This is a genomic window from uncultured Thiohalocapsa sp. (assembly GCF_913063425.1).
Lineage (GTDB): Bacteria > Pseudomonadota > Gammaproteobacteria > Chromatiales > Chromatiaceae > Thiohalocapsa.
Genome location: NZ_CAJXYK010000012.1, coordinates 108,550 through 130,872 on the forward strand (window position 1 = coordinate 108,550; position 22,323 = coordinate 130,872).

The following is a 22,323-nucleotide window of genomic DNA, read 5'->3' on the forward strand; positions in this document are numbered from 1 at the left end:
GGCGCCGGCCGTGACCGAGCGGCACGCCGCATGAAGATCATCGACAACGACCTGTTCAAACGTCTCTGCGAGCGCGCCGACGACGACCCACGCCGGCGCGTGCATCATCTGCTGCACGATGCCCACGACGAGCCCGTGCAGCGCATGCTCATCGCCGTTCAGCCCGGCACCTACTTCCGCCCGCACCGGCACAGCGATCCACCCAAGTGGGAGCTGATGCTGGTGCTGAAGGGCGCCGCCGCCTGGCTCGCCTTCGACGACGCGGGGACCGTCACCGCCCGCCACGAGGCCGGCGCCCACCGCGGCGCCAAGGGCCTGGAGTACCCTGAGGGTCTCTGGCACGCCCTCGTCTGCCTGAGCCCGGACACGGTCCTGTTCGAGTGCAAGCAGGGCCCCTTCGCGCCGACGGCGGCAGCCGACTTCGCGCCCTGGTCACCGGCCGAGGATGATCCGCGGGCCGGCGACACTGTGCGCTGGATGCTGCGGGCGCAGCCGGGGGAGACGTTCGCGGGTTGAGCGAGCCGTCGCGCGCAACAGCCCCGTTCGAGATGCGGCTCCCCAGCTGCGCCGGCACTCCATCCCGGCGAGAAGAAGCCGCATCCAGGTGTGGTCACGACGCCGACCATGCCCGGACACGGCGGCATCCATCCATCCTGCACGGCGATGTACCCAAGAGAAACCCTGATGCTCTTCCAGGGATCTGTGGCAGGGATCTGTGGCCGGAATAGGGATTAGCCCCGAGGCGTATACTGGAATGCCCCATTCCATTCATCATTCCCTTCAAGCCATCCCGGCGCCGGCCTCCATCACAACCTCGGCGAGCAGCTGCGCGCCGCGGGTGCGACGTCCTCGCCGCGACCGGCCAGGATCGCCCGGCGCACGGCGCTCCAACAGCAGTGGGCGGACTTGCCCTCGGCGCCTACCCCCTTATTCATACAATCCTTTACATTAAAACAGATCGGCATGCACTAGATTCTCGATGACGGATGTCATTGCCCAGCCGGACAGCAGGGCGGCCGCCGGCAAGGATGTGCTCGGCGGTGGATCGGATGCCTTTGATCAACATCTTGCGTTGAGCACGACACGAATGAGATCGAACACGCACTTATATCGACAAGAATCAGGCGCACACGCCGCCCGCAATCGCGAAGACGTCCTGCTGCTGTGCTGCCGCACACAGGGGGTGGACCTGGTTTTCGACGTCAACGCCCGCGCCGACGGCCTCACCTGGACCGCGGATGCGAACCTTTTCAGAACGCAATGCCGCAGCGACCCCGGCCTGGTGGATACCATCATCGCACGGATACCAAGCGTCACCGATGCCAACGACACCCACTACCTGACACCGGCAGAGTTCGATACCGACACCGGCGCGATGACCTGGTGGGCGGCGCTCGCCTGGACGCAGTGGCTGAATTACACCCGATTCGCCGGCGGCGACAGCTGGTGCCTATTCTCGGCCACCTCGTGCGACGGCGGCCAACCGCGCGCCGGACGGCAGAATCCGTGCAATGAAATCGGCCGGCTGTGCTGCGGCAGCTGGAGTCCCGACGCCGCCACCAGCGGGACGCGGCGCAAGAGCAGGGCATTGTTCACCCATCTCCAAGACGGCTTGTACTGGGGCCGGACCGAGTATGCACCCAATACGAAAGGCGCCTGGCTGTTCTGCACGCGCAGCGGCAACCAGTACTTCGAGCCCAAGCACCGCAAACGGCTCGCCTGGGCCGTCCATCCCGGAGCCGTCGCGGCCACGGCGTCCGCACCCAGCCGGGGTCTGGACGAGCATCTGGCCGCCCTCCTCGGCTTGAGAACGCTGGACGTCACACAGTCCGTCACGAGCGGCGCCCACCTCGGATGACAGCCGCGCCCGGCGGCATCCCGAGCGCATCGCCCGGGAGCAACGCGTCATCCCGGATCCGCTGTCTGAGTCACGAAGCGCACGAAGAGCACATAAGAGGGCCGGCAGGATAGGCAGGTTTGCGGCGTCATCCAGCAGGTGAGCGAGACCTCCGGCGAAGCTCGCCTGCACGCGTCTCTCTGTGCTCGTGCGCTGCGTATGCCTCGTGGTGCAGTGTTCTTCTTAAGAAGCTTGCTCTCGTGACACCGCTCGGTGGTGCCGCCCTCCACGCTCCACGCGGCGGCTCCGGGCGCCCCTGACAGCAGCCGGACTTTTCCGCCTTGGTGGGGCGCAACGCCCCGCGGACGCCTGACACGGCAAAGCGGTATCAGGCTCGGCAACCAGGGCTGCCGATCCACCCGGCTTGCGGTTACCACGCTCGCGCCCCCGCGCTCAACCCCAAACCAAACAGTGCACGCTGAACAGCGCATCCGGGTCGGTCCAGACCTGCTCGGCCGTGAAGCCGGCCTCGGCGGCCAGGGCGTGGAAGCCGTCGATGCGGTATTTGTAGGAGCACTCGGTGTGGATGCTCTCGCCCTCGGCGAAGCTGAAGGTCTCGCCGGCCAGGGTGACCTGCTGCGGGCGGGTGCTGATCAGGTGCATTTCGACCCGGCTTAAGCTCGCGTCGAAGACGGCCTCGTGGCGGAAGGCGTTCAGGTCGAAGTCGGCGCCGAGCTCGCGGTTGATGCGGGTCAGCAGGTTCAGGTTGAAGGCGGCGGTGACGCCGTCGGCGTCGTTGTAGGCCGCCTCCAGCCGCTGCCGGTCCTTGATCAGATCGACGCCGATGAGCAGCCGCCCGCCGGGCCCGAGAATCTGCCCCACCCGCGCCATGAAGCGCGCGGCGGCCGCGGGCTCGAAGTTGCCGACGGACGAGCCCGGAAAGAACGCCGCCCGTGGATGGTCATGATGGTCCACCGGCAGCACGAAGGCGCTGGAGTAGTCGGCGCAGACCGCGTGCACGTCGAGCCCCGGGAAGGCCGCCGCCAGGTCCTGCGCTGATCGCAGCAGGTGCTCCTTGGAGATGTCCACGGGCATGTAGACTGCCGGCCGCAATGCCTCCAGCAGGGTGCGGATCTTGAGGCTGGAGCCGCTGCCGAGCTCGATGAGCAAGGCCTCGCGACCGAGCCGCTCGGCCATCTCGGCACCGTGGCGGCGCAGGATGCCGATCTCGGTGCGGGTGGGATAGTACTCCGGCAGCTCGCAAATGGCGTCGAACAGCCGCGAGCCCTCGGCGTCGTAGAAGAACTTGGGTGACAGGCGCTTCTGCGGCAGGTCAAGCCCCGCCAGCACCTCGGCGCGCATGTCCGCGGGCGTGGGATGCAGGTCGTGGAAGTGGACGCGGCCTGCGGCCGCCGCCCCAGTGGTGGTCTCCGGTTTCATTGTTGGTCCTCCGCCAGTCGTAGGCCCTTGAACTGCCAGCGCTCATGGGGATAGAAAAAATTGCGGTAGCTGGCGCGGGTGTGGTCCTGTGAGGTGGCGCAGGAGCCGCCGCGCATGACCATCTGTCCGCACATGAACTTGCCGTTGTACTCGCCGAGTGCGCCGGCGGGCGGCCGATAGCCCGGATAGGCCAGGTAGGCGCTGCCGGTCCACTCCCAGCAGTCGCCGAACAGCTGCCGCAGGCCGCCGCCGGCCGTGCGCGCCGGCGCGGGCATGGGGTGCAGCACGCCGGCCTGGACACAGTTGCCGGTGACGGGCACACCCGCCGCAGCAACCTCCCATTCGGCCTCCGTCGGCAGCCGCTTGCCCGCCCAGCGCGCAAAGGCGTCGGCCTCGAAGTAGCTCACATGGCAGACGGGCTCCGCCGGGCTCAGCGGGCGCAGTCCGCCGAGCGTCATCTGCGCCCAGGCGTCGGCGCTCGCGAGCTCCGCCCGGGAAGCGCCCGCCGCCGGCTCCCAATACAGCGGCGCCCGCCAGCCGTGCTGCTGCACCGCACCCCAGCCGTCGGCGAGCCAGAGCGCGGGATTCTGGTAGCCGCCGTTGCTGATGAATTCGAGGTACTCGGCATTGGTCACCAGCCGGTCGGCGAGCCGGTAGGGCCGCAGCCACACCTGGTGGCGTGGGGTCTCGTTGTCGTAGGCGAAGCCGGCGGCGGCGTCGGCGCCGATTGCTTGGAGGCCGCCGTCGAAGCCGAGGTAGGCCACGGCATCCGGCCCGGCGCTGGGCGCCTGCGGCAGGTCCTCGCGGTAGGCGGGCCTGAGCGGGTTGTAGGCCAGGTTGTACTTGATGTCCGTCACCAGCAGCTCCTGGTGCTGCTGCTCGTGGTTGATGCCGATGGCGAGCCGCTCGGCCACAGCGGGCCAGTGCGCCTGCGGGCAGTCCTCCAGCAGCCGCGCCATGCCCGCGTCCACGTGGCGGCGGTACTCGTAGACCTCCGCCACCGTGGGCCGGGACAGGAGGCCGCGCTCCGGGCGCGGCCAGAAGCCGGTTTCTGTCTGCTCGTAGTAGGAGTTGAACAGGTACTCGTAGCGCGGGTGGAACACCCGATAGCCGGGCAGATAGGGCCGCAGCAGGAAGGTCTCGAAGAACCAGGACACGTGCGCGATGTGCCAGCGCGGCGGGCTGGTCTCCACCGCGGTCTGGAGCACATAGTCCTCCACGGCCAGGGGCTCGCAGAGCTGCTCGGTCAGGGCGCGCACGCGGCGGTAGTCGGCGGCGAGCTGAGCGGGTTGTGCGGCGGCTTGCCGCTGGTCGCTGCGCCTGGATTCGGTATCTGGTGGCTGCTGCATGGGTCGCTCCTTTGCTTGGCGTGCGCGGCGGCGGCTTCGGGGTCCGGGCTCGTTGCGGGTGTGCGCAGCCCTGCGCCGGGCTGCTCGGCGGCGATGAACGGTGATCTGTGGGATCGGCGTCGGGGGCCGGAGCGCGGCCGGGGCGGATCGCGCGTCACGTTCCTCAATACCGGCGGGGTGTCGCGCCCACGGGCCATGCGTCCTGGCGCTTGCCGCCGCCTGGGGGCGGCAGACTCTGATCGATCTGATGCTGCGGGCGTCTTCTCGGGTGGCGCATGGTCACCGGGGTGCGGGCGCGGGCTTGCCGCTCAAGCATGGCGGGGGAAGCGCAGAATTCAACCACCACCGCGGCCCTTGCGCCGCAACGCTGGGCCTCAGCCGGGCAGCCGGCCGACGAAGCGGTAGTAGGGCACCCGCAGCAGGGGCAGATAGGGCACGGGCGCCGTCGCCTCGTGCAGTTGGTGCAGGGGCAGGCGCTCGCGCAGCGCCTGCAGGTGCTCAGGACTCGGCCGGACGCCGTCGTGTGCGAACCAGCGCGGCCAGAACAGGCGCGCGAATGCCCCATGGCGGGCCAGACCCGCCTCCGGCCTCGGCGCCGAGACATAGAAGTCCACCACGCCCAGCACGCCGCCGGGCTTGAGCATGGCGAGCGCGTTGTCCAGAGCCGCCCGCCAGTCCGGGATCATGGTCAGTGCGTAGGAGAAATAGACGGCATCGACGGGCGTCTCGGGGCGCCAGGTGCAGGCGTCGGCCTCGGTGACGTGCACATTCACTTGGTCCGCGAAGCGCCGGCGCGCCTCGGCAAGCAGCGGCCCGCAGAGGTCCACCAGGTCCACCCGGCCGAGGCGGTCCAGCCGCTCGCCGAAGAAGCGCAGGTTACGCCCGGTGCCACCGCCGAGCTCCACCACATGCGCGCCGTCCAGGCCGCCGCGCTGCTCGGTGAGCGCGGCCACCAGCGTCTCGACCATCTCGGCACGGCCATGCAGCAGCCGCTCGCGGAAAGCGTCGTACTGACCCGCCTGGGGTCCGTAAAAGGCGGCGAGCCGCTGCGCGTGGGAGCCGTGCCTGGGCTGCCCGCGCAGCATGGACAGCAGGACGCGGGCGTCGCCGGCGAGGGACATGGGCGCAAGCGGTGCTGGACGTTTGCGGGTGGCGGCGAGGTGCTGCCGGCCTAGGCCAGCACGTCGGCGACGTGGAAGCCCGCGTAGGTGTGCACCCGATCCAGCGGCTGCAGGGACGCCGCCAGCTCTGGATGGAACTGCAGGCGGTCGCTGAGGCGGCTGCGCTCCGAGCCGATCTCCAGGCTCTCAAGGTAGGCGGGTGCCGCATGGGCGCTGCGGAAGATGATGCGCGCATCGTCCCGGGCGCGCTTCAGGATCAAGGCCCACTCCTCCGCCAGGGCATCCGGGTGGTAGGAGCTCATCCAGTCCATGTGGTCCAGCAGGACATACTTGGAGTAACGCCGGTCGCTTTCGGTGAGCAGCTCCGCGACCGTCGCCGTGTGCAGCGAGATGCGATCCACCAGCCCGTCCTTCAGGGCCGTGAAATTGTCGGGCTTGAGGTATTCGGGGCAGCAGTGCTCGCTGTAGCTGCCGCGCAGGTAGACCATCCAGAAATAGTTGGTCCAGACCGGCAGCTGGCGGAACACGTACTCGATGGACTCCCGCACGAAGCCCGCCACGCCGCGCTCGTGCTGCTGCTGCACCTCCTTGCGCTGGGGGTGCGGCACGCCGAGCATGCTCATGGTGAGCTGGCGCGACAGGGTCCAGTTGACGCCCGGTGTCCAGAACAGTGGGCGGACCTCGTCGTCGTAGATGCGGCGCTGGTCGTCCAGGGAGCGGGTCTCGAACAGGTCGCGGATGCTGCCGGCGAGCCGCGGGCGGAAGCGCAGGTAGGCGTGGAAGGTCTTGGCGACGATGCCCGAGAGGCCATGAAAATAGAAGCTGCCGCGGGGGTTGCCGAACCAGCGCACGCGCTTGTCCCAGAAGCCCTGCGCGAAGGGCGTCAGCTGCGCTCGCAGCTCGGCGCGGTAGAGCTGCTCGAAGCGTGGGTGATAGCCGCGGCCGAAGGCGGCGAAGAAGTCTTCGAACTCAAGCCGGCGGATGCCGGCGAGCTTGAGCTCCAAAAGCGCGTTCTGGCGTGGATTGGCGTCCACGGCGTGGACCTGCTCCGGGCCCAGCAGGACGTAGTCCAGCACGTTGCAGCCGGCGCTGGTGATGACCAGCATGCGGTCCCCGGCGCCGATGTTGAGCACCTGGCGGTCCACTGCCGGGTCTTCCCAACAGGTGTTGTAAACGAGTGCCCGGGAGTAGATGGCGTCGAAGACCTTTTGGTCGAACTTGTCTGCCAAAGTGGCCTTGGTCTTCGGTGCCATGCCCTATGCGTCTCTCGAGGTCAGGTGAAACCGCATCAGATTACAGCACGAAGATGACAGTCTGATGGCGTCATGCTGTCGCAATTGTGTCACACTCCGCCGCGTCGGGCGATGCCGGATCGATCAGTCGGCGGGCGCCCGGCCGTACTGGCGCACCAGCCGGGTGAGGCGCGCCGGCAGCTCCGGCGTCACCTGCTCCCAGGTAAAGCGCCAGCGCCAGTTGCCGTCCGCGGTGCCGGGCGTGTTCATGCGGTGCTCGCTGTCCAGCCCCAGCACGTCCTGCATGGGCAGGATGGCCAGATTCGCGCGGGAGCCCAGCGCCGTGCGGATCAGCGGCCAGGGCATGGGCTCGCCGGGCAGGCCCAGGTAATCGTCCACGGCGTGGCACGCCTCCTCCGGCAGGGATTCGTACCAGCCGAGGGTGGTGTCGTTGTCATGTGTGCCGGTGTAGACCACAGCATCGCGGCTGTGCCGGAACGGCAGGTACGGATTGTCCGGACCGCTGTCGAAGGCGAACTGCAGGATTTTCATGCCGGGCATGCGGTACTTTTTGCGCAGGGCCGTCACCGCATCGGTGATGACGCCCAGGTCCTCCGCCACCAGCGGCAGGCGGCCGAATTCCTGCTCCAGGCGCGCAAACAGCGCATCGCCCCCCGCCGGCACCCAGCGCCCGTTCATGGCCGTCTCGGCCTCCCCCGGCACCTCCCAGAACGACTCGAAGCCGCGGAAGTGGTCGATACGCACCACATCGAACAGCTTGAGCTGGGTCTGCATGCGGTCGATCCAGAACTTGTAGTCGCTCGCCGCCAGCCGGTCCCAGCGGTACAGGGGATTACCCCAACGCTGGCCGGTCTCGGAGAAATAGTCCGGCGGCACGCCGGCGACATTGCGCGTCTCGCCGGTGTCGGTGAGATCGAAGTCGCCGGGCCGGGCCCAGACCTCGGCACTGTCGTGGGCGACGAAGATGGGCATGTCCCCGAACAGCAGCACGCCGCGCTCACGGGCATGCTCGTGCAGGTCCTGCCACTGGCGGAAGAAGACGAACTGCTCCCAGATAAGGTAATCCAGCTCAGCGGCGAGGCGCTTGCGTGCCTGGCCCAGCGCCCGGGACTCACGGCCGCGCAGGCCCTTGGGCCACTGCCACCATGGCGCCCTGCGCTCGTCGTGGATGGCCTGGTAGAGCGCGTAGTCATCGAGCCAGCAGCCCTGCTCGGCGTGGAAGGCATCCAGCTCACGGCGCGCCGCGTCGTCGGCGCGCGCCTGGAAGCCTGCATGCGCCCGGCGCAGCGCCCGCACTTTTGCCGCGGCGTCATAGGGTGCGGGCGGCGCGGCGTCGAGCCAGCCAGCCTGCACCAGCGGATCGAGCCCGATCAGCTGCGCCCAGCCCGCGTGCGCAGAGCTGGTCTGGTAGGGCGAGAGACTCCCCTGCGGCGGCCCCACCGGCAGCATTTGCCAGAGCGTGAAGCCGCAGTCGGCGGCGAAGTTGACGAAGTTGTGCGCCTCCCAGCCGAGGTCGCCGCAGGCACCGGCGCCGGGCAGTGACGTGAGATGCAGCAGCAGCCCGGCGCGGCGCCGGTCGAGCAGATCGGGGGACATAACGGCTCCCTGGACTAGCGAAGCGACGATGTTAGCGGATCAGGCAGGCCGAGCGCAGACGACATCGCCCTCACCCGCGCCCGGCTGTTCCGGGACCGCGCCGCACTGGCGCCGACGCGACGGCTGATCGAGCAGTGTGGGTATGGGCGGCGGCTACCGGCGCTTGAAGACACCGCGGCGGCTGCTGCGGGGTGGTGAGAGGGGTTGGTGGCTGGTGGCTTTTCGGTCACGCGCTGAGCGTCCCGCGCCCCAACTGGTGACGCTGCCCGGTCCGCTTCGGCGGCGCGGGTGGGGCGCTGACTGAGTAGGGAAGGCACCAAGCAGGACCTGGACGTTGCGGCGTAGGGGGATCAGCGGAGCGCAGCCACCGCAGTCAGAACGGCGGATGCGCTTCACTGATACGGCCTACTTGCCGGCCCGCAGGTTGAGGCCGCCTGGCGGTGGCTGTCGCCGACTTCAAGGCGGCGCCCCCGGTGTGGTCAGCAGCACTCGTGCTCCAGGGTCTCCAGCAGGTCCAGCAGGTCCTCGCGCTCGGCGCGAAGCAGCATGTCGCGGACGGGGTTGAGGTTGGAATGAATGTGGTAGAGCGCGTCGTGGGCCGGGCCGCGGTCGCCGTCGAGCTTGGCGCGGAAGTAGATCCAGAAGGGGTCGGCGTCGGTGCCGGTGTCCAGCGCCTCGCGCATGGCGGCGGCGAAGCGCTCGGCCTTGCCGTCGCAGTCGAGGCCGATGAAGCTGATGTAGCGGTCGAGCCCGGCGGGCTGAGGGGATTGGGTCATGGGAGCCTTCGGTTGGGTCGTCTCGGGGTACACGGCGCCCAGTGCAGCGGTGCTTGAGCGGCATGAAGCCGACAAACACGCGGACACTGCGTGGGAAAGCCTGCATGCCTATGGGTCGGGCTGCCGCAGGCGCCATGCAGATCAGTGACATGAGGCCAGGGTCTTGTTGGGCGATGGTCCCTGCCGGGGGAATTAAGCAGGTTCCCTGCCAAACCCGCACCGGGGGCCGACTGAAGTTGGCGTACCCCGGGGCGGGCTCGCTGTCTCAGCAGTGGTGCGTCAGCGCCCGAGCCAGTCCTCGTCGGCGCTGGGGTAGAGGGTACGCACACTGAACACGGGGTCGGCATGCGGGTCGATGCTGACCCGGACCCCGGCCACCAGCGGCGAGCCCGGGACTTCCAGGCGCTGCACCCGGCCGATGGGTGAACTGCCGGCAGCGTCCAGGACGGGGCGGTCGAACCTGTAGCTGTGGGTGTCGCCGTGGATCAGCAGCACCGGGCCATCGAAGCCGGCCAGCAAACGCCGGAGGTTCTGTTTGAGGGCGACAAAGCCGCGCTTGCCGGGTTGCTCGAACAGCGGGTTGGCGTGGAAGATCACCACCACTGCACGCACGCCGGCGCCCTGCCCCGCCTCCAGCGCCTGTTCCAGCAAGGCGCGGTTCGCGTCCGTGCGCGCCTTGAAGGCCGCGTGGCCCGCCGGGTCGCGCGGACTCCAGGCGTTGTTGCTGCCCACCACGTGCATGACCACGAAGAGCACGTGGTCGCGGATGAGCCAGGCGTTCTCGGGGAAGTCGGGCTGCGGGACCCGGAGCCCGAGGGCGGCGTTGTGCAGCACCGCAGGGTCGCCGAACATCATGCGGCGCAGGCTCGCGAGGCGCGCCAGCGGGTCGCGCCCGCCGGCACGGCCGCGGTGGCAGTCCGTCCACTCGTTGTCGCCGGGTGTGTAGATCACCGGCACCGGCAGCGCCCGAAACAGCTTGGCGACGGCTCGGTTGCGGGCGTCCGTGCAGGGCTGGCTGCCGCCCTTGATGTCGCCCACGTGGACGATGAAGGCCGGCTCCTCGGCGGCGGCCTGCGCGAGCAGGCGCTCCAGCAGCACGGCCTCGCCGTCCGAGTAGGGCAGGTCACCGACGGCGAAGAAGCGCAGCGGTTCACCGGCCGCCGGCAGCGTGGCGGTGAGCAGCACCAGGCCGCAGACGGCGACGGAGAGTTGGCGCGGCAGCGGGATCATGGCCATGGAACGACGGCAAAGCATGGGTTACGACTGGGGAGGGCCGGCACCGGCGGGGGCTTCTGCGTGCGGGCTTGAGTGCCTGGCAGACAAGCGCCTATCGCAGTGGCCGGCTCCATGCCTTGGCGCCGATCAGCCCACCCGGCGCGGCAGCTCAGCGCAGATGCCCGCGACCACCCGGCTCCGCCGGCCGGATGTTGAGATGCCCCGGCCGCCGAGGCTGCCGCGGCTGCGCGGGCACCGGCACCGGCACGGCATAGGGCACCACCACGGGCGCCGCGCCATAGCCGCTGCCGGAGTAGGCGGGGTGGTTGCAGTCGCCGGTGTGCCCCCAGCCACGGGCGCGCTGCTGCACGCACTTGCTGGACCAGTACTGGCGCACCGCAGGGTCCACGCGCTCCATCACCGTCGGCCCCCGCCCGCGCACCGAGGGCGTCACCAGGCGCTCGCCCGTGCGCCCGTGCCCCGGCTGGCGCTCGGTGCTGCGCGCCATGCCGCCCGACGGATGCCGCGACGTATCCGTGCCCGAACGGCGGCGCTCGTCAGCCACGGCGAGGGATGGCAACAGACCAAGCACAAGGACCGCGATGGCGGCGATGGCGGGTGCTGCGCGCCTTGCGCACGAGGCCGCGGTGGGATACGGCCGGGCCGTCATGGATGCCGGAATGGGAGCTTGAACAGGCACAGGCGCAGTCATTGGGGCCAATGGTCAGGCGGGCGCCGGGCGCGACCCATGCCCCGCCCGCACATCCAGGGTAATGAGCGGCGTCGGCAGGCCGTCGCGGATGACGGCCCGGTTCCAGGGGATCAGTGCGGTGTCCAGCACCTCGCGCGCACGCGCGCGGGCGTAGGGGTCCAGGTTGACTTCCACCGCGCAGCGCCAGCGGCGCAGGCCGAAGCCGTCCTCGCAGCGCGACATCAGCCGGTAGCGGGCCGGCGGCAGCAGCCCCTCGGCGATACAGGCATCCAGGGCCTGACGCAGCAGGGCCTCGGCGGCGTCGGCGCTCGCCGGGCACTCATGCCGCGAGCCCTGCCAGGCCCGCGCCTGCTCCGCCAGCGCGCGCTCCGGCTGCGCCAGCAGGCGCCGGCGGCGTTCCAGAATCCAGTCCCCGGCCACCAGGGTAAGCGCGACCGACGCGACCTCTTCGGACGGGAACCGGCGCCCGGACAGGGCGACCACGGCAGGCGGGACATAGACACCCAGCAGGCGCATGGCGCGGCGCTGCTCGGCGGGGGTGAGCGGCCGGCGGCCGGCGGTGCCGACGCTGCGCTCCGCCATCTCGAACCAGCGCCGGGCCTCGGCCATGGCATGCGTGTCCACGACGCGGACGGCGCCGTCGCACTCCAGGACCCAGCCGTCGGGCCAAAGGGCGACGCGATAGGCCGGGAGGGCACGCACGATGTCGGCGGCGGCTCGCCTGGCGGCGATTCGTGTGCGGATGGGCTGGCTGCGCAAGAGCAGACGACTCGGCAACATCGGCGCGATGCCTCGGCTTGGCTGTGGCACCGACTATACCGAACAAGCGCCCGAGCACGAAGCCCGGACACCGGCGGGCAGCGCCGCCTCAATGCAGGCGCAGCGGCTGTTGCGCCAGCGCTTCGATGACGGGGGTCACTGCGGCGATCTGTTCCGCGTCGTCCGACACCTCCGCAAAGCGCTTAAGGTCCGTGAGCGCGGCCGGCGCATGGCCCAGCTTGTGCAGCAACGTACCGCGCTGATGCAGCGCATCCGGCAGGTCCGGCACCAGGTTGAGCATGGCGGTGAGCGCCTCCAGCAGGTTGGCGTCGTCCCCGCGCTGCGCGTAAATCCCGGCCAGGTTGCGCAGCATGCGCACCAGGGTCTCGCGGCGGCCGGCGGGTCGCAACAGCGAGGGGTAGGAGCGAACCGTGACGGCACCCTCGCCGTAGACCTCCGCAAGCCGGCGGTCCAGCTCCGCCTCCGGCAGGGGGATTCCGCCGCTGTAGACGTCCAGAACCAGCGTGCTGTTGCCGCGACCGACCCGCACCAGGAAATGCGCCGGAAAGCTGACGCCATGGGCCGGCAGCCCAAGCCGGCGCGCCACTTCGCAGTACAGCACCGACAGTGAGATGGGAATGCCGCGACGGCGGGCCAGGACTTGGTCGAGAAAGCTGTTGCGGGGGTCGTAGAAGTCGTCGCGCTCACCGGCGAAGCCGAGCTCCCCGAACAACAGCTCGTTCAACCGCTGTACCCGGTCGAGCAGGTCACCCTCTGCCGGCACCTGCGCCCGCGCCGCCGCCGCGAGCAGGTCCAGCTCACCGACACTGGCCGCCACATTCACCTGCGGCTGAAACAACCGGCTGATGGCGAGCGCCGCACGCCCAAGGTCTATGGTGTCGTCCGGACAGCGCCCAAGGGCGGTGAAGGTCTGCTGTGCATCGTCCATCGGCGACTCCGTTGTCGAGGATCAGGATGGATCGGCCGGCATCGGGGCGCTCACCCGACGGGCGCCGAGGACGACGGCACGATGGCGGTGGCCTGCTTCTATAATGTCGGCCGATCCGCCGGAAGCAAACCCCTCGACGATGCCTTCGAACCCCGCATCAGGCGCACTCTATATGCTGCAAGGCATCGGCATGCTGACGCGCCCGGGGCTGAAGCGGTATGTGCTGATCCCGCTCGCCGTGAACGTGGTCGTGTTCGGCGGCGGCATCTGGCTCGGCGCTGCCGCTTTCGAAGCCCTGATGGACCGCATGCAGGCCAGCCTGCCGGCCTGGCTCGGCTGGCTGGAATGGCTGCTGTGGCCGGTGTTCCTGCTGGCGGCGCTGGTGGTCGTGTTCTACTGCTTCACCCTGGTGGCGAATTTCCTTGCGGCGCCCTTCAACGGGCTGCTCGCGGACAAGGTCGAGCGCGTGCTGACCGGCCGGCCCGTGACCGCGGACGGTGATTGGGAGCAGCTGCTGCGCGAGCTTCCGGGCACGCTCGCGGACGAAGCCCGGAAGATCGGGTACGCAATGCTCTGGGGCGTGCCGTTGCTGGTCCTCGCCTTCGTCCTGCCCGTGATCGGCCCGCTGCTCTGGTTCTTGTTCAGCGCCTGGTCGCTTGCGCTCGAGTATGCCGACTTTCCCATGGGCAACCACGGGCTCAAATTCCGCGACATGCGCGCCGCCCTCGCCCGTCGGCGCCTGCTGAGCCTCGGCTTCGGGGCCACCGCCACGGCCCTGACGGCGATTCCGGTGGTGAATTTCCTGGTCATGCCGGGCGGCGTCGCCGGCGCAACGCTGCTGTGGGTCCGGGAGCTCCGCGAGGCGGCGGACACAGTCTGACAGTACCGCAGGCGCGACTGAGCCGAGGACACTCCACCCGCTGCGGCAGGCGGTGGGTGTCAGAGAGAGTCTGCCGCCTAATCCCGCAGGGCGGTGCTCACGCCACTTGCAAGCCGGCCTGATCGCCGCGACTTTACCTGGATCAGGCAATCTGCTAGCGGCTGGATCAGCACAAAAACGTGATAGCGTCAGCATAACACCCTCATCATACTGCTTTGACACCCCATCACTTTGCTGGTGGAATACCCGATAACACTAGCCTGACGCTTTCTTCAAGAGGTGTTGTCGTGAAATACACCCGTCATGTTGCGCTTACGCTGGGCGTGATTTCCGGCGCCACTGGTCTGGACGCGCCGGCGGCCCCACCGCCCCCGACACAGTCACCGGCTCCGGCGCCCCTTGCCGTCATTTCGGCGCTTGAGGGGGCTGCCGTCGTGTCTTTGGGAAACGACATCATGCCGGCGCTCGCGGGCATGGAGCTGCGCCCATTGAACCGTGTCTTCGTGCTTGACGGCGGCAAGGCGACGATCCAGTTCAACGATCGCTGCGAGCGTGAGCTCAGCGGCGACACCGTGTTGACCATCACCGCGGAGGACATGTGCGCGGCCGCTGACGAGATCGAGCGCGGCGCGCAGTCGGTTGCCGATCCTACAGGCGCTTCGCCGCAGAGCAGCTTCGCCGCTGCGGCGGGAGCGCCGCCCAAGACCGGGCCGTTACTCTTCCCAGACTTGGGGGCAGGGGCCGGAGCAAACGCAGCGTTGGCCGTTGGCGGTACGCTTGCGGCAGGAGGTCTCGTCTGGGCCATCACCGATGATGACGATGACGACAGTCCACCGCCGCCGCCCATCAGTCCGCAGTAGGCTGGAGCGACCGCTGATGGCTGTGGGTCCGTCATGCGGTACACAAAATTGACCTCTGCCCCCTAGGTTGTGAGCAGGTCGGAAAGGGTCCTATCGATCAGCCTCGCCTCAGCGCCCGACAGGACCCGGGCGTTGGTCATGGAGCCGGGGGCAATGCGGGCTTGCGCACACCCGCACGACTTGATGGCACGACTGACTTCGACCGCGATGCCGCAGAGCAGATGCGTGCCGCGTGACAAACGAGGTCTTCCGGCCACACCACGCAAGCTTGGGACACGCGCGAGTGTCGCCCGCCCGCAGCAAGCATGCAGCCGTCGGGTGATGCCCTGCCTGAAGGAGCAGGGCTCAGCGACGGGGGCCGCCTCAGGGCTCCATACCGAGCCGATTCAGGTTCTCTTCCGCAAGCACGCTGAGCGGTTTGCCGAGCTCTGCGGGGATGTTGGAGCGCGCTGCCGTCGCACTGGTGCCGGACTCGATCACGCGGTTGTACATCTCCCGAGCCTCGGCCTCGCGGCCGGTCTGCTGATACACCACGCCGAGATTCAACAAAGCGTAGGGGTTGTCAGCATCGGCATCCAAGGCGTCCAGGAGGTCTGCCTCGGCTTCGGACCATTGCTGGTTCACGATGTGCTCGTAGCCGCTTTGCACCAACGCGCTGTTTTGAGTCGTTGGCATCGCGCAGCCACCGAGGGCGAGGATCAAGGACGCTGCGGGCAAGAGGCGTTTCGTCGTCATGTCGTTCTCCACGGATCAGGTACGCCCATGATGTGGGGTTATGGGCCAAACGTCGTGGTGAGAGCGTAAATCAACTTAGGTGAATAAGCACGCACTTCTATGGTGCTTTAACTTCACAATGTCCTAAGCAAAAGCCTTACCTCAGCACTCCCCGGAAGTGGTCCGATAAGCGGTGTCAGCAAGCCCCTCGCGCAGAGGACGCGTGTCCCGCAAGGCCGGGCAATCTCGCAGTATGGGCAGCACCGGCTATGCTGGGAGGTCTCACGCGATCGCCTCGCGCGTCTGGCGGGCGATCTCCAGTTCTTCGTCGGTGGGGACAACGAGCACGGCGACACGGCTCTCCCGACGGGACACCCACCCGGCCTCGCCCTGCACCCCCGCGTTCGCGTCGATGTCGAGCTCGACCCCCAGATGCGCCAGCTCGGCACACGCGCACTCGCGGACTGCGGCATCGTTCTCGCCGATGCCACCCGTGAAGACCAGGGCATCGACGCGGCCCAGGATCGCGGCATAGGCACCGATATATTTCTTCAGGCGGTGGCAGGCGACCCCGAGGGCCAGCTCCGCATCCTCGTCGCCGGTCTCGGCGAGGCGATGCACTTCGCGCATGTCATTGACGCCGCACAGTCCCAGCAGGCCGCTCTGGCGGTTCAGCAGGTCGTCCAGGGTGTCGTTGTCGAAGCCCAGGTGGCGGTGGAGATAGAAGTGGACGGCCGGGTCGATGTCACCACAGCGCGACCCCATCACCAGCCCTTCCAGCGGCGTCATGCCCATGGAGGTATCGATGCTGGCACCGTCGCGAATCGCCGTCGCGCTGGCCCCATTACCCAGGTGCAGGGTGATCAGGTTGCAGTGGGATAAGGGCTTGCCGAGCATGGCCGCTGCTTCCTTGGCCACGTAATGGTGGGACGTGCCGTGGAAGCCGTAGCGGCGCACATGGTGCTCACGGTAGAGGTACCCCGGAATCGCATAGCGGTACGCGGTGCGCGGCATGGTCTGATGGAAGGCCGTGTCGAACACGGCGACCTGGGGCACGCCCGGGAACAGCTCCCGAGCCACCAGGATGCCGTCGAGATTGGCCGGATTGTGCAGCGGCGCCAGCGGAATCATCTGCCGGATGGCGGCGATGACATCGTCATCCACCAGCGTCGGCGCGTGGAAGGCCTCACCCCCGTGCACCACCCGATGGCCGACGGCGCGGAGCTCGCCAACGCCGGCGAGGCTGCCGGTCTCCTGCAGCACTTGGGCGATGCGCTCGATGCCCGCGTGGTGTGAGGGAATCTCGCCGGGGTCGTCCCGCGTCTGCGGCTCCCCGCCGTCGCCCTGCCAACTGAGGCGCAAAGACGCACCGGACTCACCAATGCGCGTGGCGGCACCCTGGGCCGCCGGCTGCCAATGGTCCGCGGCCTCATCCACCGCGAACAGCCGGAACTTGATGGACGAGCTGCCGGAGTTCAGCACCAGAATCTTCATCAATTCCTCCCCTGCTCAGACCTCGGCGACGAGCCGCTGCTCGACCTCCGCCGCTTCCTCCACCGCCTTCTGTGCCTGAATGGCGGTGATGGTGACGGTGTTGACGATGTCCGTCACGGTACAGCCGCGGCTCAGATCGTTCACCGGTTTGTTCAGACCCTGCAGCACCGGCCCGATGGCCACCGCCCCGGCGCTGCGCTGCACGGCCTTGTAGGTGTTGTTGCCGGTGTTCAGGTCCGGGAATATGAACACCGTGGCCTGCCCGGCCACCTCGCTGTCCGGCAGCTTGGAGCGGGCGACACTGGCATCCACCGCGGCATCGTACTGGATCGGGCCTTCGATTTTCAGATCCGGCCGGCGTGCGCGGGCGATGCGCGCCGCCTCACGCACCCGCTCCACGTCCTCGCCCTTGCCCGATGCGCCGGTGGAATAGGACAGCATCGCCACCCGCGGCTCGATGCCGAAGGCCGCCGCCGTGCCGGCGGACGTAATGGCGATGTCGGCAAGCTGGTCGGCATCGGGATTGGGATTCACGGCACAGTCGCCGTACACCAGCACCCGGTCCGCGAGGCACATGAAGAAGACACTGGACACGAGCTTGGTGCCGGGCTTGGTCTTGACTGTCTCGAAGGACGGACGAATGGTGTGCTGGGTCGTATGCACCGCCCCGGACACCATGCCGTCGGCATCCCCCGTGTAGACCATCAGGGTACCGAAGTAGCTCACGTCCTCTAGGGCGTCCCGCGCCATTTGCAGCGAGATGCCCTTGTGCTTGCGCAGCTCGTGGTAGATGGCGGCATAGACCTCGCGCTTGGGCGACGTGGCCGGATCGATAATCGGAATATCCGTGAGCTGCAGACCGAGCTCGCCGATGCGCCGGCGGATCTTGTCCGGGTCGCCCAGCAGTGTCAGGTCCGCGACACCGCGGAGGGTGAGGATTTCCGCCGCGCGCAGGATGCGCTCGTCGCTGCCCTCCGGCAGCACGACGTGCTTGCGATCCGCCTTTGCACGGTGCACCAGCTGGTACTCGAACATCAGCGGCGTCATGCGCTCCGAGTGATGTACCGCAATGCGCTGCTGCAGATCCTTGATCTCGATATTCTGCTCGAACAAGCCGAGCGCTGCCGCGATCTTGCGGTCATCGCCGGGCAGAATGGTCGATTCCACCTGATTCACCGCAAGCGCGGTCTGGAAGGTGTCCTGGGGAACGCTCAGGATCGCGAGCTTGTTACGGCGCAGGCCCGCCAGCAGGCGCTGCACGTTGTCGGCCGGCTCCAGTCCGCCGGTGAGCAGCAGTCCCGCGACCCTCGGGTAGGCCGCCGAGACATCGGCAGCCAGGCTGGCGAGGATGATGTCGCTGCGGTCGCCGGCTGTGATGATCAGCGAGCCGTCTTCGATGTAGTTGAGAAAGTCCGGAATCTCCATGGCGGCGACCTTGAAGTTGGTCACCACCTGGTTCAGCGCATCGCCCTCTCCGCACAGACAGTCGCCGCCGAGCATCTCGTTGACCTCGCCGATGGTGGGCCGCCCCAGCGCATCGTTCTCCGGCAGCACATAGAGGGTTTCCTTGGCCGGCAGCATGGCGCGGGCACGCCGCTTCACCAAGGGCACGAAATCCGGGTCGACGCCGTTGACGATGGTGGCCAGCAGGTCGCCACGGCGGTCGAGCATGGACTCGTGCGCCATATGCACCGCGTGCAGGGCCTCGTCCGGGCTGCGGCCGAAGCCCTTGACCACGACGACGATGGTGCAGCCGAAGTTGTTCGCCACATCGGCATTGAAGTCGAACTCCAGCGACGGGACCAGACCGTCGTAGTCCGTGCCCGCACAGAGCACCATGTCGCATTCCTCCTCCAGCAGCATGTACTTGTCCAGGATGCGCTTGAGGAGCTCGTCGTAGCGCCCGCCGGCCACCAGCTCGCTGGCCTGCGCCGCGGTGCAGCCGTACAGCCGCTCCGCCGGAAAGGGCAGGTCGTAGCGCCGGCGCACCAATGTGGTGAGGTTGTCCTCGTGCACGTCGCGGCTGACCACGGGCCGGAAGAAGCCCACCCGCCGGTTGATGGCCGACAGGACCTCCATGAAGCCGAGAACCACGATGGACTTGCCGCTGCCGGCACCGGCACCGGCGATGTAAATACTTTGCATGTCGCTTCGACCCTGTATTGGAGATGCGGGCTTGTAAAGGCGGTGCCGGAGAGGTCGGGCCGGAAAGGCCGCACTGAAACGCGCGCGCGGCGCGGCAAATGCAGTCTCAGCGATGATGATGCCGCAGCCGTGCCGCCGCTGCTGTTACCGGGTGTTTACAACGCAGTGACCTGCGTCCACACTGCCGCAGCACACCTTTGGTGGACGACCGCAGTGGTCGCCCTGACAGCCCCGGTTTATCAGAGATTAAGCAAATTGCGTGCAAGGAATCCCGGCCGGACCGCTGCCATGGGCGCCGCCCTCTGCGGGCTCGTCGCCCTGGTGCTCGCCGGCGGCGCAACCGCACAGGCCGATGTCTACCGGTGTACGGGGGCAGACGGCAGCATCGAGTTCCGCCAGCACCCCTGCCAGCGCGGCGCGGACTCCCGCAAGGTGCAGATTCGGGATACGCGCACAGGCTGGGTGCCACCCAGCCCTGAGCCCGAATCCGAGTCCGAGCAGAACACCCGGGAGCCTCGGCCGAAGGCGGCGCGAGCGACCAACAGAAACGAGGCCACGGAACGCGATGCGAAGCGCTGCTGGAAGAAGCGCCAGCAGATCCAGGGCATCAACAATGAGCTTCGCGCCGGCTACCGTCCCGCCCGCGGCGAGCGCCTCAAGCGTCGCCGCCGGGAGCTCGAAGCCTATGTGGATGAATTCTGCCGCTGAGCCGCGCCGCGGCGCGGCCTCACTTGAGCGGATACCAGGTGTCGTCGTCCCGGCGCGGCGGCAGCAGCTCCCGGCGCAGGGCGCGCAGACTGGTGGCGCCGCCGGCGGTGAGGCCGGCGAGCGGGTCCTCGGTATCCAGCACGTCGGCGTACTCCGCCTCCAGCTGGTCCGGATCCTCCCCAGCCTCAAGGCGGCCCATCATCTCCGCCATGGCGTCGCCGGGCTTCAGACCCGCGCTCTTGAAGAGCCGACGCATGACCCGCGCCGCCTGCCGCGGGTCGTCCTCGTCCACATGTTCCAGCTCATCGGCCATGGCCGCCATGGCTTTCATCATGGCGTCTTCGTCCATGCCTGCCGGCAGGTCGGCGTCTCCGTCCTCGGTCCCCTCTCCCCGGCCCTTGGAGATGGCGAACATGGACGCCCGGCGGTCCAGCGCCGGCTGCCCGCACTTGGGGCACGCGGGTCGGGTCGCGGTGTCCACGCGCCGGGAGAAGAAATTGTAGATGGCGTGACAGTCGGGGCAGTAGAACTCATAGACGGGCATGCTCGGGGGCTCCTGCGCTGCGGTTACCGGGGCGGCGCGACACGGCGCCTGATTTAAGCCTCAGGCTCGATTTCCGGCAACCCCTGACGACCCTGCCCGCGCGCCTTGCGTCAGCTCGGCAACGAGCGCCTTCAGCAACCGCTGGTTGTCCTCGGGTCCGCGCACCGCCACCCGCAGCCAAGCGGCGTCGAGGCCCGCGTAGTCGTCGCAGGTGCGAACGGCAATTGCGTGGCGTTGCAGCAGGGCAGCGGCAAGCCCGGTCGCGCTCGACGCTGAGGCCGGCACCCGCCACAACAGATAGTTGGCCGCGCCATCGATGACGCGGGCGCCGAGCCCGCGCAGCGCCGCCGTGAGCACCGCACGCTCGCTGCCGATGAGATCCCGCGTCTGGGCCGCGAAGGCGGCAAGCCCGGGGTCGGACAGCACCGCAGCACCCACCGCCTGGGCCGGCGTGCTCACGGACCAATCCGGCAGGAGCCGCCGCGCGGCCACCGCCAGCTCAGGTGCGAGCACGGCATAGCCGAGCCGGAGGCCGGCAAGGGCAAAGAACTTGGTCATGGAGCGGAGCACGATCAGGTTCTCGAGGCCGAGCCTGTCCAACCCCAGGGGAACTGCCGACGGCGCGTCCTCGACGAAATCGATGAAGGCTTCGTCCAGCACCCACCAGACACCGGGGCGTGCGGCGGCGGCGGCTGCGACGTCGGCAACAGCCAGCAGCCGCCCCGTCGGGTTGTTCGGATGACCGAGCCAGACGAGATCACCATCCCGTGCCAGATCAACAACCCGACCGATGTCCAGGTCGAAGTCGTCCTCGGCGTACAGCGCGACGGGGACCACCTCCAACCCCCACACAGCGGCGGCTCGCCGGTAGTCCGCATAGCACGGCGCCGTCACCAACACGCGCCGCGCCCCCAGCAGTCGCGGCAGCCACCAGATGAGCTGCTCGGACCCATTGCCGGGCAGTACCCACTCGGACGACAGCCCCAGGTGGCAGCCGATGGCCGTGCGCAGCGCGATGCAGTCCGGGTCTGGATAGTCGGCGAGCGTCCGCCAACAGGCCCCGAATGCCGCCTGCGCCGCCTTGGGCGCCCCCAGCGGATTGATGTTCGCGCTGAAATCCAGCATCGCCTCAGGCGCCCGCCCAGCGCGTGCCGCCAGCGCCAGCCGGTTGCCGCCATGCCGCGAAGCTCCATCGTGCGGCACCGGCACAGGCGTGCCCGCGTGTCCGTCCTCAGCCGCCAAAATCCCACTCCCCGGCGGCAGCCGCCACGCCAGGCGAGATCAATGGCCGGGCGAGACCCCGCTCCAGCAGTTCTTCGCGCTTGGTATTGCTACTCGTTCGCATTCGCGTTATTTTTCAACCGAAGTCAGGAATGCGCGATCTGCCCGCAACGGACAGCGCCAACAGCCGGCCACGACCCGCAAGCTGGAGCAACCCCAATGCATCACGTCCAGAAGCTCACACCCCGCAGTTCCGAAGCCCAGCCCGCGCCGCCGCGGCTGCAAAGCAACCAGTTGCTCCGCGGCGGCCGACGCGTCGTCATCGAGCATGGCGACGCGAGCTATACGCTCCTGCTGACGCGCAACGACAAGCTCATCCTCATCAAGTAAAGGGCGCCGGCCTCGCCCCCTGTCGAGGTCCCGCCGACAGCAGGCGCCGGCGTCGCCCCCTCACCCGCGACTGCACCACCGAGCAGTCGCGGGTGCCTGCACGTACGCCGTCCAGGCCCGTCCGAGCGGCACTCGCGCGCCGGCAGGACACAGCGAAGACACGCACCTGCTTTGCGTCCGTGTCTGTCGGTGGGAACCCTGGTCAGCTGGGCTGTACGGCGCCGCATCAGCGGCTCACAGACAAAGAAAAAGGGGCTGCGGTTGCCCGCAGCCCCTTGATCGCATTGGCTCCCCGAACTGGACTCGAACCAGTGACCCACTGATTAACAGTCAGTTGCTCTACCAACTGAGCTATCGGGG

21 protein-coding genes are annotated in these 22,323 nt (G+C 68.5%); 6 read left to right on the plus strand and 15 right to left on the minus strand.

Annotated elements, in window-relative coordinates; translation table 11 throughout:
- Positions 1-30: 30 nt before the first annotated feature.
- Positions 31-516, plus strand: coding sequence for a WbuC family cupin fold metalloprotein (locus tag QZ607_RS09075; RefSeq protein ID WP_295882032.1), 486 nt, complete (start codon positions 31-33; stop codon positions 514-516).
- A 463-nt stretch (positions 517-979) separates the two neighbouring features.
- Positions 980-1,858, plus strand: coding sequence for a hypothetical protein (locus tag QZ607_RS09080; RefSeq protein WP_295882034.1), 879 nt, complete (start codon positions 980-982; stop codon positions 1,856-1,858).
- Positions 1,859-2,290: 432 nt separating this feature from the next.
- Here the strand turns inward: QZ607_RS09080 and egtD are convergent, their stop codons facing one another.
- The 10 genes from egtD to QZ607_RS09130 form a co-directional block, all read right to left on the minus strand.
- Entirely contained in the window at positions 2,291-3,277 is a 987-nt protein-coding gene (gene egtD, locus QZ607_RS09085; RefSeq protein WP_295882036.1) for an L-histidine N(alpha)-methyltransferase, read from the minus strand.
- Positions 3,274-4,626 carry an ergothioneine biosynthesis protein EgtB gene (gene egtB / locus QZ607_RS09090; protein WP_295882037.1) on the minus strand — a complete coding sequence of 451 codons (1,353 nt, stop codon included), beginning with the start codon at positions 4,624-4,626 and terminating at the stop codon, positions 3,274-3,276. Before egtB ends, egtD begins: the two co-directional genes overlap by 4 nt.
- 374 nt (positions 4,627-5,000) lie before the next feature.
- Positions 5,001-5,747: a trans-aconitate 2-methyltransferase gene (locus QZ607_RS09095; RefSeq protein WP_295882038.1), complete on the minus strand. Its 747-nt coding sequence runs from the start codon at positions 5,745-5,747 to the stop codon at positions 5,001-5,003.
- 50 nt (positions 5,748-5,797) lie between these two features.
- A complete protein-coding gene (locus tag QZ607_RS09100; protein WP_295882039.1) occupies positions 5,798-7,000 on the minus strand; it encodes a BtaA family protein in 1,203 nt (400 codons plus the stop codon).
- A gap of 123 nt (positions 7,001-7,123) precedes the next feature.
- Positions 7,124-8,596 (minus strand): 4-alpha-glucanotransferase, encoded by a 1,473-nt coding sequence (malQ, locus tag QZ607_RS09105; protein ID WP_295882041.1) that lies wholly within the window; start codon positions 8,594-8,596, stop codon positions 7,124-7,126.
- 479 nt (positions 8,597-9,075) lie between these two features.
- A complete protein-coding gene (gene cowN, locus QZ607_RS09110) occupies positions 9,076-9,372 on the minus strand; it encodes a N(2)-fixation sustaining protein CowN (RefSeq protein ID WP_295882043.1) in 297 nt (98 codons plus the stop codon).
- Between the two features lie 279 nt (positions 9,373-9,651).
- Complete coding sequence (locus QZ607_RS09115) at positions 9,652-10,602, minus strand: metallophosphoesterase (protein WP_295882045.1); 951 nt, start codon at positions 10,600-10,602, stop codon at positions 9,652-9,654.
- Positions 10,603-10,756: 154 nt separating this feature from the next.
- Positions 10,757-11,152, minus strand: coding sequence for a hypothetical protein (locus QZ607_RS09120; protein ID WP_295882047.1), 396 nt, complete (start codon positions 11,150-11,152; stop codon positions 10,757-10,759).
- A gap of 159 nt (positions 11,153-11,311) precedes the next feature.
- On the minus strand, positions 11,312-12,079 hold the full coding sequence (locus tag QZ607_RS09125) for a hypothetical protein (RefSeq protein ID WP_295882049.1): 768 nt from the start codon (positions 12,077-12,079) through the stop codon (positions 11,312-11,314).
- Between the two features lie 88 nt (positions 12,080-12,167).
- Complete coding sequence (locus QZ607_RS09130; RefSeq protein WP_295882051.1) at positions 12,168-13,007, minus strand: SirB1 family protein; 840 nt, start codon at positions 13,005-13,007, stop codon at positions 12,168-12,170.
- 139 nt (positions 13,008-13,146) lie between these two features.
- On the opposite strand from QZ607_RS09130, the gene cysZ reads away from it, so the two are divergent.
- Together cysZ and QZ607_RS09140 are read left to right on the plus strand one after the other, a co-directional pair.
- Positions 13,147-13,887 (plus strand): sulfate transporter CysZ, encoded by a 741-nt coding sequence (cysZ, locus tag QZ607_RS09135; RefSeq protein WP_295882052.1) that lies wholly within the window; start codon positions 13,147-13,149, stop codon positions 13,885-13,887.
- A gap of 287 nt (positions 13,888-14,174) precedes the next feature.
- Positions 14,175-14,747, plus strand: a complete 573-nt coding sequence (locus QZ607_RS09140; protein ID WP_295882054.1) for a hypothetical protein — start codon at positions 14,175-14,177, stop codon at positions 14,745-14,747.
- Positions 14,748-15,110: 363 nt separating this feature from the next.
- Here QZ607_RS09140 and QZ607_RS09145 read toward each other — a convergent pair whose 3' ends face one another.
- The 3 genes from QZ607_RS09145 to pta form a co-directional block, all read right to left on the minus strand.
- Positions 15,111-15,494, minus strand: coding sequence for a tetratricopeptide repeat protein (locus tag QZ607_RS09145; protein ID WP_295882056.1), 384 nt, complete (start codon positions 15,492-15,494; stop codon positions 15,111-15,113).
- Between the two features lie 249 nt (positions 15,495-15,743).
- The gene (locus QZ607_RS09150; RefSeq protein ID WP_295882058.1) at positions 15,744-16,955 is read right to left on the minus strand and encodes an acetate/propionate family kinase; all 1,212 of its coding nucleotides are present in this window, start codon (positions 16,953-16,955) and stop codon (positions 15,744-15,746) included.
- Positions 16,956-16,970: 15 nt separating this feature from the next.
- Positions 16,971-19,100 carry a phosphate acetyltransferase gene (gene pta, locus QZ607_RS09155; RefSeq protein ID WP_295882060.1) on the minus strand — a complete coding sequence of 710 codons (2,130 nt, stop codon included), beginning with the start codon at positions 19,098-19,100 and terminating at the stop codon, positions 16,971-16,973.
- Positions 19,101-19,388: 288 nt separating this feature from the next.
- Between pta and QZ607_RS09160 the strand changes: the two genes are divergently transcribed.
- Positions 19,389-19,808 (plus strand): DUF4124 domain-containing protein, encoded by a 420-nt coding sequence (locus QZ607_RS09160; protein ID WP_295882061.1) that lies wholly within the window; start codon positions 19,389-19,391, stop codon positions 19,806-19,808.
- 19 nt (positions 19,809-19,827) lie between these two features.
- Here QZ607_RS09160 and QZ607_RS09165 read toward each other — a convergent pair whose 3' ends face one another.
- Both QZ607_RS09165 and cobD read right to left on the minus strand, forming a co-directional pair.
- A complete protein-coding gene (locus QZ607_RS09165) occupies positions 19,828-20,352 on the minus strand; it encodes a zinc ribbon domain-containing protein (RefSeq protein WP_295882063.1) in 525 nt (174 codons plus the stop codon).
- A 60-nt stretch (positions 20,353-20,412) separates the two neighbouring features.
- Positions 20,413-21,561, minus strand: coding sequence for a threonine-phosphate decarboxylase CobD (gene cobD / locus QZ607_RS09170; protein ID WP_367268173.1), 1,149 nt, complete (start codon positions 21,559-21,561; stop codon positions 20,413-20,415).
- Between the two features lie 231 nt (positions 21,562-21,792).
- Here cobD and hemP point away from each other — a divergent pair, with 231 nt between their 5' ends.
- Positions 21,793-21,963: a hemin uptake protein HemP gene (hemP, locus tag QZ607_RS09175; RefSeq protein ID WP_295882065.1), complete on the plus strand. Its 171-nt coding sequence runs from the start codon at positions 21,793-21,795 to the stop codon at positions 21,961-21,963.
- The last annotated feature ends 360 nt before the right edge of the window (positions 21,964-22,323 follow it).